This window comes from Cysteiniphilum sp. QT6929, from assembly GCF_030035755.1.
Lineage (GTDB): Bacteria > Pseudomonadota > Gammaproteobacteria > Francisellales > Francisellaceae > Caedibacter > Caedibacter litoralis.
In genome coordinates this window covers 289,773-302,646 of sequence record NZ_CP103983.1, presented here as the reverse complement: position 1 = coordinate 302,646, position 12,874 = coordinate 289,773, and the positions used below count along the sequence as shown (strand labels likewise).

The window sequence follows — 12,874 nt, the reverse complement described above, 5'->3', positions numbered from 1 at the left end:
GGGAGTTATGATAAAAAATGTGATTTATTGGTCAATTAAAAATAGATTTTTAGTAATAGTCGCAACAATTGCATTAATTGTTGCAGGCATTTACGCTATTAAAACAACCTCTGTTGATGCAATTCCAGATCTTTCTGATGTGCAAGTCATTGTTAAAACCAATTACCCAGGGCAAGCACCTCAAGTTGTTGAAGACCAAGTAACCTACCCATTGTCAACGGCAATGTTATCAGTGCCTGGCGCGCAGAGCGTGCGTGGCTACTCATTCTTTGGAGATTCATATGTCTATATTATTTTCAAAGATGGCACGGATCCTTATTGGGCGCGCTCACGTGTTTTAGAAATTTTAAGTCAGGTTTCAAACAAGTTACCGGCTTCTGTAAAAAGTGCCTTGGGGCCAGATGCCACAGGGGTTGGCTGGATTTATCAATATGCCTTGGTTGATCGATCACACAATACGGATATTTCAAAGCTAACCAGCTTGCAAAATTGGTTTTTAAAATACGAGTTACAAACTGTACCCGGTGTCTCAGAGGTTGCAACCGTTGGTGGTATGGTTAAACAGTATCAAATTACCTTAAACCCTAATGCCATTCGCGCTTATAACTTGAATTTAAATAAAATCAAGCAAGCCATTATTGAGGCTAATCAGGAAGTAGGAGGTTCAGTGCTTGAGATGGCAGAAGCTGAATATATGGTTAGAACCAATGGCTATCTGAAAAATTCACAATCGATCAAAGATATTCCCGTTGGTGTCATGCAAAATGGTACGGCAATACTGCTTAAAGATATTGCAACGATTAATATTGGCCCTGAAATGCGTCGAGGTGTTGCTGACTTAAATGGGGAAGGCGATAGTGTTGGTGGTATCATTGTGATGCGTGATGGTGAAAATGCACTGGCAACCATTAAGGCGGTTAAAGCTAAGCTACAGTCTTTACAAAAAAGCCTCCCTCTTGGGGTTGAAGTTGTTGAAACCTATGATCGTTCAACGCTTATTCATAATGCGATTGATAATTTAAGTGATAAATTAATCGAAGAGTTGATCATCGTATTATTGGTTTGCTTGGTATTTTTATTTCATATTCGCTCTTCACTGGTGGTATTAATCAGCTTGCCGATTGGCATATTATGCGCATTTATTATTATGCGTCTTCAAGGGATCAATGCAAATATTATGTCGCTTGGAGGGATTGCCATCGCTATTGGTGCAATGGTGGATGCTGCTATTGTGATGATTGAGAATGTACATAAACACTTTGAAAAGAACGTAGTGACCAAGGATAACCGCTGGCAGTTAATTGCCAAAGCCACTGCTGAAGTCGGTCCGCCTATTTTCTTTTCATTATTAATTATCACTTTAAGCTTCTTGCCCGTATTTGCTTTACAAGCACAAGAGGGCAAGCTTTTTTCGCCCTTAGCCTATACTAAAACTTATGCCATGGCAGCGGCAGCTGGTCTTTCAATTACACTAGTGCCGGTACTGATGGGCTATCTAATTCGTGGTAAGATCGTGTCAGAGCATAAAAACCCAATAAACCGTATCCTAATGGCAGCTTATAAGCCATTTTTAAATGGGGTGCTTAAGTTTCCAAAAACAACGATATTGGCGTGCTTAATCATTGTGGCAATAACGCTTTATCCGTTAAAGCATATTGGTTATGAGTTTATGCCTGATATGAACGAAGGAGACTTGATGTATATGCCGACACTTGTCCCTGGTGTTTCGATTGGTAAAGCTGAGCAAGTGTTGCAGCAAACAGATCGTTTGATTAAAACAGTTCCTGAGGTTAAAACGGTTTTTGGCAAGATTGGTCGCGCGCAAACGGCAACCGATCCTGCCCCTTTAACCATGATTGAAGCAGTGATTCAGTTTAAGCCTAAGTCACAATGGCGCAAAGGCATGACATTTGAAAAGATCAAACAAGAACTTGATCAGGCGGTTAAGATCCCAGGTGTGACTAATGCATGGGTGATGCCGATTCGTACACGTATTGATATGTTATCAACGGGGATTAAAACACCAATTGGTATCAAAATCTCAGGTGATAATTTAGCAGAGATTCAAGTTTTAGGTAGCAAGATTGAGAAGCTGTTAAATCAATTGCCTAACACTACATCCGTTTATGCTGATCGTTCGGAAGGTGGACGTTATATCAATATTGATATCAATCGCAAAAAGGCGGCGAACTATGGGCTTTCCATTGCTGAAATTCAATCGCTCATCTCAATGGCAGTAGGGGGGATGAATATCACCGAAACCGTTGAAGGGTTAGAGCGATATCCTGTCAATCTAAGATTTCCACAATATGATAGAGACTCTTTAGAGAAACTCAAAGCATTACCGATTGTGACAGCAACGGGTGCACATATTGCTTTATCAGAAGTTGCTGATATTTATATCGATAAAGGCGCGCCGATGATTAAAAGTGAGAACGGACGTTTAACAGGACTCGTGTTGGTTGATATCAAAGGTGATGTTGGCAGTTATATACATGAAGCACAAGCGCTATTAGATCAAAAACTATCGTTACCAACTGGATATGCACTCAGTTTTTCAGGGCAATATGAATATATGCAGCGCGCTAATCAACAACTTTTAAAAGTTGTTCCCATTGCTGTGGCAATTATTTTATTGTTATTGTATTTAAGCTTCCGACGAGTCGCTGATGTCTTAATGATTGTATTGACTTTGCCACTATCTATCGTTGGTGGGATTTGGTTAATCTATCTTTTAAATTATAATTTGTCGGTAGCTGTAGGAGTTGGTTTTATCGCATTAGCTGGCGTTGCCGTTGAAATTGGTGTGCTGATGCTGGTTTATATGAATCAAACGATACAATCTCTTAATAGAGAAACATTGTCTGAAGATGATATTAAACGCGCCATTATTGAGGGGGCATTACTGCGCGTGCGCCCAATCACAATGACGGTGGCGACGATTATTATTGGTTTGATTCCTATTATGTTTGCAACAGGAACTGGATCAGAAGTTATGCAGCGTATTGCAACACCAATGGTCGGTGGCATGATTAGTGCGACCATTTTAGCGCTATTGCTACTGCCGGCTGTGTACTATGTTTATCAAAAAAGGCGTTTGTTAAAGTAAGATGATTATCCCGTCGACTTAATATGATAATAGATACGTTTATTAGTTACTATTTGGCATTTGGGTTACTGCAAATTAATGCATACAACTGAATGATTAAATCAGTGAGTCTCTCTAGTGACTTATTACGTTGATCCAATGACAGATGCTCAAAATCGCAATCATCATCAAATCCTAAAATATCGTCAATCACGGCTTCGATTTGCGGGTTTAATATCCAAGCATCTACGAAGTACTCAAAGCCACGTTCAAAGCCATCAAGCCATAGATCAATCGCAGGCAATGCTTGACCATTATGCATTTCGTGATAAACAAGTGGTTCAAACTCAGTCAGCTCATTGGCAAATGCTTTTTTGACACGGCTGTGTTCAGCAATTAACAGTTTGATCAGTTTTTCTTTTTCTGCTTGAGATTTAAATTGAGGTAGTGCATCTTCTTGCCAAACACCTTCTAACCAATCTTCATGATCTATCATATCAGGGCAAAGCAATACGGCTGTGAGATATCCATCTAACATAGATAACGAGAAAATATGTTCATCTTTATCAAAATCATCGGCGGGTTCTGGATATAAATTAAGAAGCAGATCATCGAGCTCATTGGCTTTATTGGAATCGAATTTAGTGGGTTTGCTTGAGGCTTTGTTATGCATAATGCATCCTTGTTTGTTATCATTCTTTGAAATTCATTTGAGAGTATAATCAAACTTAATCATTGAATCAAAATAAACACTATGCTTCATACGGAATAAAGCAAAAAAGCCATGGCAGAAAGGCTGTAAAATGCTTGATGAGTGTTATATACTGGCACAAGCATTAAACGTAACTTAATCAGTTGAAGATGAAGACAGCAAAAGTAATTGCCCTTTTACAACAAAAAGGTGGCTCTGGTAAGACAACAACCGCAATGAATATTTATGGTGGACTTAAGGAATTAGGTCATTCTGTATTAGTTATTGATATGGATAAAGACAAGCCAGATGCTTGGTCGTGGGCAGCTAAAAATGAAGACTCGGCTGATAATGTTATTCAGGTGGATGAAAAGCATGCCAGAGAGGCAATTGCAGAAGTCAAATCAAAGGTGGATTATATCGTTATTGATACGCCACCGAATTTCCAAACGGCTGCCTTAAAGGCTGCTTTATTGGCAGACTTAGTGGTTATTCCAGCGGCGCCCAGTGGCATGGATTTATCAGGACTTCTTGAAGCAAAAGATCTAGCTCTAACTGCTGATCGCCCTTATAAACTACTTGCTAATCGCGTTGTTAAAGGCTCAAACATGTCGCGCAGCTTGCTTAATGTGCTAGAGGAAGAGGGGAAATCATTTAGTACGTTTATTCCGCAAAGTGTTAAGTTTGTCGAAGCTGAGGCCTCTGGTATGTATATTGGCGATTACGCACCTGAGAGCAATGTTCATGTTCAAGTCAGAAGACTAGCTAAGGAAATCGTGGCTTCATTCTCAGGAGTGACTGCATGAGTGCCAAAATATCCTTAGCCAATAGAAAAAGAGTGCATGAATTAGGCAGTGTTGATGGCAGTGCTGATAATAAAAAGGAAGCGCTACTGGCACTTAAGCTTAAAACTTTAAATGAACATGCAGCACAATCAGGTGGGTTGCTTAATATCAATTTAAATGAATTAATGCCTGATCCAAATCAGCCACGTAAAATCTTTAGAAATATTGACACTTTGGCGCAGAGTATCGCGCAAAAGGGCATTATCCAGCCGATTATTGTAACGCCTAAAAAGGATGATGGTTTTTATCATATTATTGCTGGTGAGCGTAGGTTTAGAGCGGCAAAAGAGCTTAAGCTTGAAAGTGTGCCATGCATTTTACGTGATGAAGCGGACAATGATATTTTAATTATTCAATTGCTTGAGAATGAGCAACGTGAAAAAGTCTCCCCCTTTGAAGAGGCCGATGCTTTAACTGAGCTTGTGATGAAACGCAAAGTGAACAAAGCAGAAGTTGCTGAGTCTTTAGGGCGTGAGCCAAGCTGGGTATCGATGCGCTTAAAACTTGCCAAATCATCACAAGCAATTCGCCTATTAAGTCAGGATGGTTTGATCGATGATGTGCGTACACTATATGAATTGAAAAAGCTTGAGGATGAATTACCGCAAGTTGCCAATCAATTTGTGCAAAAAGTGCGAGAGAATAAAATTCATGGCGCTTATCGCCAAGCAATCAAGCGTGCTAAAGAAACATGGTATAAGAAACAAGATAAGCTTGACGACAAAGAAAGCTCAATTCAGATTGAAGAAATCTTGAATTTAGATGATGGGGTAATCGGCTTTAAAGCAGATAAAGAACATGCCAGTAAACTCTATACGTTCAAGTTATCAAAAGCAGCATTAATGCAGCTCAAAGAGATGATTTAACGAGTTGGGGTTCAAAGAGATCTTAATGAAAATAGCCTTACTGCAAGCTGATCATATTCCAGAGTATCGCCACTGTGTTTCGGGGGGCAATTATCCTGATATGTTTGCTAATCTTTTTTTGAAAGTCTCAACTATTGTCGATATTGATGTTTTTGATGTGACCGTTGGTGAATACCCAAAGGATATCAATCATTATGACAAGTTTATTATTACCGGCAGCAAAGCGACATCATTTGAACGTCTGCCATGGATCTGTGTCCTAGAAAATTACATAAAGACATTGTTTAGTTTACATAAAAAGATGATTGGTATTTGCTTTGGTCATCAAATCCTAGCGCAAGCCTTAGGCGGACGGGTTGAACGCTCTGTTAAGGGCTGGGGTGTTGGCGTGCAGTGCATTAAAATACTTGAAAGACAAGCTTGGATGTGCCCGTTTCACGATCATTTAAGCTTGACTTTTTATCATCAAGATCAAGTGCTTGAGCTGCCGCAAAATGCGACTTTGATTGCCACAAACACCTTTTGTCCTATACAGATGTTTGTGATTGATAATTTAGTTTGGGGAATGCAAGCTCACCCTGAAATGTTGCGTGCACATAATCATTTATTAATAAAAGAGCAAAAAGAAGCATTATCACATTGCTTTGAGTCAGGCATAGATAGCTTGAGAATGCGTGATCATGGTAGGGTGGTTGCGCAGTGGATGGTTAATTTTTTTGAAGGAGCTAACGATGATTGTTGGTAGTATTGTAGTATTTGGCGATAGCCTACAAGATAATGGCAATTTAATTAAAACACTTGAAATTCCAGGAGCGCCTTATGACCGCGGGCGCTTTAGCGATGGATTGGTTGCTTGTGAGTATCTTGGCAAGATGCTCAAAGAAAAGCAGCAAACAGTAGCGGATATTAAAGTAAATAATTATGCCATAGGTGGTGCATGCACCTCAGGTAAAAATCCAAAATCATTATTAACAGCGCATTCTTTTTCAGTACAAAATCAGATTGATCGCTATGTTGCTCGACAAGGGCGCTTTGCTGATAATGCGCTTATTATGCTAAATGGTGGTGGCAATAACTTTTTATTTGCTGTGCATAATGAAAAACCTTTCTTAAACTTTCCCGCGGTCTATCGCGTTGCCAGTGATTTACTTTCTAGTATTGATCGAGTCATTAAGCTTGGTGCCAAGAGAGTTGTTGTCTGGAATGTGCCAGATGTGACTGTCGCACCTGCTTATGAGGTGACACCTTTTCCAAAGCCTGTAGTTATTTGGCTTAAGAAATATATCAAGCGTAATATTATCAAGCAGAATAAGCAGCTTGAAATCGGTGTTAATAAGCTTAAAGAGAAATATCCTTTCGTACAGATTCATTTATTTGATGCCTATGCCTTATTGCACGAAGCCTTAGAAACACCAATGGCATTTGGTTTTGATAATGCAACGGAAGCCTGTATTAGAAGCTTTGGTGGTGTTGATGCTAATGGTGAAATCCAAACAGATATTCCGATTGAACATGATCCACAGACACATTTATTTTGGGATTATGTTCACCCAACAACCAAAGCACAAAAAATGCTTGCTGAGAAAATATTTGACTTACTACATCCGTTGTAGTGAATTATTAACTGAAGTTACGTATTTTATGAAAAATATGATTTTATAAACACCCCGTCAGCCTACGGCTGCCACCCCTCTTGCAAAGAGGGGAATTAGACAACAGTGATTTTATTCCCCTCTTTGCAAGAGGGGTGCTGAGCTTGCGAGGCGGGGTGTTGTGGTAACTCTAGAGTGTTAACCATGATTTAATTTGTTAAATAACAAGGACAAACAAGATGATCGTATTAGCTGGTGATGTTGGTGGAACCAATACACGTTTGCAGTTGACTGAGTATAAAGACAAAAAATCAAAAGTATTGTTTGCTAAAAAATATTTAGCCGTTGATTTTAAAAGCTTATCCGCCATTATTGAGAAGTTTCTTGCCGAATCGTCGATTGATAAAGCACTGATTAAAGCTGCTTGTATTGCTGTGGCAGGTCCTGTTAAAAATGGTGCGATTGAATTCACCAATCTACCATGGGGACTTACCGAAACTGAATTAGCTGAAGTTTTAACCCTTGATATTAGTAAGGTTAAATTAATTAATGATTTTGCCTCAATTGGCTATGGTTTAGATTCGGTAGAGACTAAAGATTTAGTCTGTTTGCAACAAGCGCCGATTGATCAAAATGCACCGATTGCAATGGTTGGTGCGGGCACTGGCATTGGCATGGGAATCGTTACTAAACATGATAACAAAACCTTTGTTTATCCAAGCGAAGGCGGACATCAAGATTTTGCACCAGTTGATGATGAGCAGATTGGTTTGTTTCAATTTTTAAAGAAGAAGCTGCATCGCGTGTCCATTGAACGTATTTGTTGCGGTCCTGGTCTTGTTAATATCTATAAATACGTCGTTGCTAACCCTTTATATAATCAACCAGAGTCACCTGAATTAAGACGCGATATGCACAAAGGTGGCGATCAAGCGCAACTAGTTACGCAATATGCCGTTGAAAAGGGTGATCCGATGTCACTAAGAGCCGTTGATATTTTTATTCGAGTTTATGGTGCAGTCGCTGGAAATATGGCGCTAGCTACTTTGCCAAAACGTGGACTTTATATTGTTGGCGGCATTGCGCCCAAGCTTATTAAACAAATGCAAGATGGTCGCTTTATGAAAAACTTCCATGATAAAGGACGTATGACGGGATTAATGAAGGAGATTCCGGTTTTTGTCGTGATGGATACTGATGTAGGTATAAAAGGGGCTAGCGCTTTTGCCTTGTCATTGTGCGAAAAATAATCCTAGTATTTTTAGAGATTTGCGATAAGATGAGCAGTGGAAATTCATTTTTCTCTTTGCGTTTTCGCATTTTTGTTTTTTGCTGAATTAACTTAGAAAAAGGATACGTATGCAAAACAATGTAGAAAAACGGCCACTGGATATGAAAAGTGTGCTGATTTTAACGTTAACACCGATTGCGGCATTAATATTTATTCCATATTATGCCATAACTTATGGCTTTTCCTTAGCTGACTGGCTTTGGTTTGCCTTTTTTATGATAGCAACTGGCTTGTCGATTACTGCAGGCTATCATCGCTTGTGGTCGCATCGCGCCTATAAGGCAAAAGCGCCACTTAAGATCTTTTTTATGCTATTTGGTGCGGCAGCTTTACAAAACAGTATTATTAAATGGTCATCGGACCATCGTAAACATCATCGTCATGTTGATGATAAGGAACTTGATCCTTATGCAGCAACCAAAGGCTTTTGGTATAGTCATTTCACTTGGATGCTAAGAGAGTTACCAAGAAAAGTGGGTAAAATTGAAAACGTAAATGATCTTGAGAAAGATAAGATCGTTGCTTTTCAACATAAATACTATGTGCCATTAGCTATTTTTATGTGTGTATTATTGCCAATGCTTATTGGGGCTACCTATGGCAGCATTGGTGGATGTTTGTTATTAGCGGGCTTATTACGTTTAGTGCTTAATCATCATTTTACATTCTTTATTAATTCCCTAGCGCACATTTGGGGTAAACAGAAATACTCTGATGAGAATACCGCACGTGATAATCCTATTTTGTCATTAGTAACTTATGGAGAGGGTTATCATAACTATCATCACAAGTATGCTGGAGACTATCGCAATGGTGTCAAATGGTATGACTTTGATCCTTCTAAATGGATTATTTTTAGTGCATCAAAAATTGGTTGGGCATATGATCTAAAAACCACACCAAAGCCTGTGATTGAAGCAGCACGCGCGTCGATGCAATTGAAACATGCACAAAACAAGCTTAAAGATAAACGTTATATCAAGTTAGTTGTTGACTTTGAGCAGCGCTTAGAGACGCAGTATAAATTGCTTTTTGATAGCATTAAAGACTGGGCTAAAGCCAAACAAGCTTGTTTGCAAGCAAAGAAAGATAAACTTTCATCAACACAAATAATTCAACTTAAAGAGCGCTATAAGGAATTAAAGCGTAAATTCAAAACTGAACGCAAAGTATGGCGCGTAATGGCTTATTCGTCAGTTAAACTTGCCAAGTCACAAAATGGACGTGCTGCTTAAGGTTAAAGTCAGATAACCCCCCCTCCACAAATCACTTTGTGATGGGTATATATCAATTAAGGTTGTTGTTTTGTTGCCGCAATAACAATTTCGCGAATGCAAACATTTTGTGGTTGCATATAAGCATAGATAGCGGCATTAGCAACATCATCAGCGGATAAAACTCCGCCCATATCATCTTTCCATGCTTCATAACCAACTTTTATCTCTGATGATGAAGTATGGCTTAATAATTCAGTTTCAGCAGCACCTGGTGCTATAGTGATTACACGAACATTATGTTCGGCAACTTCTTCTCGAACATTTTCACTGATTGCATGCACGGCAAATTTAGTGCCACAATAAGCAGCATGGTTAGGAAAGGTTTTTCTTCCGGCAATTGAGCTAATATTAATAATTGTTCCTTCGTTACGCTGCTTCATATCAGAAAGAACAATCTGCATGCCATTAAGTAGGGCGTTGACATTAACATCAAGCATTTTGGAGAACTCGCTTGCATGTTGATTGTCAATCTGACCAAGTAGCATGACACCCGCGTTATTAATTAGACAGTCGGTTTTTCCAAACTTTTTCTCGGCATCTCTTACAGCTTTTTCAAAAGCATTGCGATCAGTAATGTCAACTTTAGCGCAAATGGTATTAGGTAACTTAAGTGCTTCGAGTTTATTTAAACGTCTTGCAATTAGTAGTAATGGAAAACCATCTGCACTGAGTTTTTTGGCAATCGCTGCACCAAAACCAGAGCTAGCTCCAGTGATCACAACTAGTTTTTTATTTTCTTGTGTATTCATCAAAAAATTTCTCCTTGCTATTTGTAACTACCCAGCAGCTTGTTAATTGAACTGTGGGACTTTGCCATCAAAAATACCTGCAATGTTGTCAATAATCTTCCAACCCTGTTTGCGAGCAGTCGATAATAATGTGCGAATACGCACAAACTTTTGAGCGCCAGTTTCACTACGAAAACAGCCTGATACCTTTTGTTTTACCTTCATCATGCGCAAGTCATTTTCAGCCTGATTATTAGTAAAAGGAACTTCTGAATCATAGATAAATCTAAGCACGTCATTCTTGTAATCACGCAATCGTAATAATAAGTTGTGCCCCGTTCGTCGTTTTTTCTTACCTCGTTTACCAGTGCTTGCTAAAGGCATCAAAATCTCATGGTATTTAAGACCATCAGCTACAATCCGATCATAAATTTTGCTGATTAAAGCCTGTTTATCAGGCAATAACACTGATTGATCAGATATATTCACCAAGTGACAGCTCTTCCTCAATAATCTCATCATACGTTTTGCCCAAATCTCGCCATCTTCAGCTAAAGATCGTAACTCACGCAAGTGATGAGCATTGCATAATGCATGACTTACACCTTCAAGTGTAAAATAGGATCTCCAATGATCATGAACCACCACACCTGTTAGACCAGTCAGTAGAGATTTACGCTTAGGACTCACGTGATAAAAAGTATAGTCCGCATTTGAACAAACATGTAACCATTGGGTTTTTGAGCATATGCGATAACCAGTTTCATCTAGATGTTTAACTGGAGCACTTTTTAGCTTATCAAACACCATTTGCTCGAACTCAATCAATTGATCAGCACATGTTTGACTAAACTCTGCAATACTGGCTTTTGCTACACTGACACCAAATAAATCCTCTAACAACTGCTGAACGCGTTGCTCAGGAATAAAGTGTTGATTTTGCAAATACGTCGTATAGCTTTTTAGGTTATTGCCATACTGCACTGGCGCATTAATACCTTCTGGAAAACTTGCCGTCGTATATTTCTGACAGTTCGGACAACACTTTTTCTCATGACAATATTCAATCACCTTAAGCTTTGGCATTTCAGGTAGATCATGTAACTGGCGTCTTACATAGCCTTGTGCTTTTGTGTCACTTAAATCGCTCTGGCAATGATCGCAACTCGTTACAGATTTAGTCACGACTTCATCTGGTTTAGCTTGCCAAAGATTGCTACCATTATGATCTTTTTGACCACCTGATTTCTTCTTGGTAGCCTTGGATTTAAGTTTACCTTTTTCGCTGACACTGTTATTTTTGTTAGGACGTGACAAACCATCGCTTGAAGGCGGTTTTGAGCTGTTACGACTATTCTTGGAAAGCCGCTTCTTAAGTTGCTCAATCTCCTCTTTTAATCGAGCATTTTCACGCTCAAGCGTGTCGATTCTAGCTAATAGCTCTTGAATCATTTTTTCTAGTTTCATATCCATCAATCAAATTACGCCATATTTATTTGCAAATGAAAACATCAAATCTGGAAAAATTGCCAAAAAGTATCATTTATCAAAATCTAACCTGCTGGGTAGTTACAATTGTTTTTTCATTTTCATTAAGGTCAAAAAAAGCTTCTCTGCCATCAGCTGAAAATCTAGGGATATGGTATAACTCATCAATTTGTTGTTCGTTTAATAATTGAATTCGCTGTTCATTTTTTGACATTTGAAGTGTTCATAAAAACCCTCGTTAAAGCTTGCAAATCATTGTTAAACAAAATCGTTACGAATCGTAGTAAAATTTGTAAGAAATTGCTATTTACTTTATCAAAGTTAATATAAGCTAAAAATATTAAGGTTTAGTTTGCAGATAAAATGAAATACGGATATGCGCGTGTCAGCACCAAAGACCAGTCTTTAGATTTACAAATGGATGCACTTAAAAAAGCTGGATGTCAAAAGATTTTCTATGAAGTAGCCAAAGGCGCCAAGGCAGATCGTCCAGAATGGTTAAAGCTGCTTAATGAAATATCAAAAGGGGATACTTTGGTTATTTGGAAATTTGATCGCATGGGACGTTCATTGCACCATCTGATTCAAGTGGTGAATGAGCTACTTGCAAAAGAGGTAGCGATATTAAGTCTCAATGACCCCATTGACACTACTACCATTCAAGGTAAGTTTATGTTCAATATTTTTGCTTCACTTGCAGAGTTTGAAAAAGACCTAATTTGTGAGAGAACAATGGCAGGTTTAAAATCAGCTAGATCAAGAGGTAAAATGGGTGGTCGTCCCAAAGGTTTGTCTGAAGAACCCAAGAAAAAAGCTCGCATTGCTGAAGCGCTTTACAATCAAAAAGAACTGACAACTGAAGAAATTGCCAATCAACTTAATATTTCTCGTACAACGCTTTACAAGTATCTAAAAGCTAGATCAAACGTTAAAAAACAGTAATCAGATAAAATACTGCCCATGTTGCGAGTGACTAGTTTTTATGTTAGCTTTTCTTTGTAAACTGGC

Annotated in this window: 12 protein-coding genes; 8 read left to right on the top strand and 4 right to left on the bottom strand. The window is 38.7% G+C overall.

Annotated features, from left to right (window positions below):
* Nucleotides 1–7 precede the first annotated feature (7 nt).
* Nucleotides 8–3,109, top strand: a complete 3,102-nt coding sequence (locus tag NYP54_RS01345; RefSeq protein ID WP_283156830.1) for an efflux RND transporter permease subunit — start codon at nt 8–10, stop codon at nt 3,107–3,109.
* Between the two features lie 49 nt (nt 3,110–3,158).
* Here NYP54_RS01345 and NYP54_RS01340 read toward each other — a convergent pair whose 3' ends face one another.
* Nucleotides 3,159–3,761, bottom strand: a complete 603-nt coding sequence (locus NYP54_RS01340) for a UPF0149 family protein (RefSeq protein WP_283156829.1) — start codon at nt 3,759–3,761, stop codon at nt 3,159–3,161.
* A gap of 182 nt (nt 3,762–3,943) precedes the next feature.
* Between NYP54_RS01340 and NYP54_RS01335 the strand changes: the two genes are divergently transcribed.
* The 6 genes from NYP54_RS01335 (at nt 3,944) to NYP54_RS01310 (ending at nt 9,608) form a co-directional block, all read left to right on the top strand.
* Nucleotides 3,944–4,585 carry a ParA family protein gene (locus NYP54_RS01335; RefSeq protein WP_349293344.1) on the top strand — a complete coding sequence of 214 codons (642 nt, stop codon included), beginning with the start codon at nt 3,944–3,946 and terminating at the stop codon, nt 4,583–4,585.
* On the top strand, nt 4,582–5,490 hold the full coding sequence (locus tag NYP54_RS01330) for a ParB/RepB/Spo0J family partition protein (RefSeq protein WP_283156827.1): 909 nt from the start codon (nt 4,582–4,584) through the stop codon (nt 5,488–5,490). The genes NYP54_RS01335 and NYP54_RS01330 overlap by 4 nt, the downstream gene beginning before the upstream one ends.
* Before the next feature lie 25 nt (nt 5,491–5,515).
* A complete protein-coding gene (locus tag NYP54_RS01325; RefSeq protein WP_283156826.1) occupies nt 5,516–6,235 on the top strand; it encodes a type 1 glutamine amidotransferase in 720 nt (239 codons plus the stop codon).
* On the top strand, nt 6,222–7,103 hold the full coding sequence (locus NYP54_RS01320) for an SGNH/GDSL hydrolase family protein (protein WP_283156825.1): 882 nt from the start codon (nt 6,222–6,224) through the stop codon (nt 7,101–7,103). Before NYP54_RS01325 ends, NYP54_RS01320 begins: the two co-directional genes overlap by 14 nt.
* A gap of 218 nt (nt 7,104–7,321) precedes the next feature.
* On the top strand, nt 7,322–8,332 hold the full coding sequence (locus NYP54_RS01315; protein WP_283156824.1) for a glucokinase: 1,011 nt from the start codon (nt 7,322–7,324) through the stop codon (nt 8,330–8,332).
* Nucleotides 8,333–8,441: 109 nt separating this feature from the next.
* Nucleotides 8,442–9,608: an acyl-CoA desaturase gene (locus NYP54_RS01310; RefSeq protein ID WP_283156823.1), complete on the top strand. Its 1,167-nt coding sequence runs from the start codon at nt 8,442–8,444 to the stop codon at nt 9,606–9,608.
* Between the two features lie 56 nt (nt 9,609–9,664).
* On the opposite strand, the gene NYP54_RS01305 is transcribed toward NYP54_RS01310, so the two are convergent.
* The 3 genes from NYP54_RS01305 to NYP54_RS01295 form a co-directional block, all read right to left on the bottom strand.
* Nucleotides 9,665–10,399, bottom strand: a complete 735-nt coding sequence (locus tag NYP54_RS01305; protein WP_283156822.1) for an SDR family oxidoreductase — start codon at nt 10,397–10,399, stop codon at nt 9,665–9,667.
* Between the two features lie 42 nt (nt 10,400–10,441).
* Complete coding sequence (locus tag NYP54_RS01300) at nt 10,442–11,851, bottom strand: IS66 family transposase (RefSeq protein ID WP_283156821.1); 1,410 nt, start codon at nt 11,849–11,851, stop codon at nt 10,442–10,444.
* 73 nt (nt 11,852–11,924) lie between these two features.
* Entirely contained in the window at nt 11,925–12,080 is a 156-nt protein-coding gene (locus NYP54_RS01295) for a hypothetical protein (RefSeq protein ID WP_283156820.1), read from the bottom strand.
* 149 nt (nt 12,081–12,229) lie between these two features.
* Here NYP54_RS01295 and NYP54_RS01290 point away from each other — a divergent pair, with 149 nt between their 5' ends.
* Nucleotides 12,230–12,808, top strand: coding sequence for a recombinase family protein (locus NYP54_RS01290; RefSeq protein ID WP_283156819.1), 579 nt, complete (start codon nt 12,230–12,232; stop codon nt 12,806–12,808).
* The last annotated feature ends 66 nt before the right edge of the window (nt 12,809–12,874 follow it).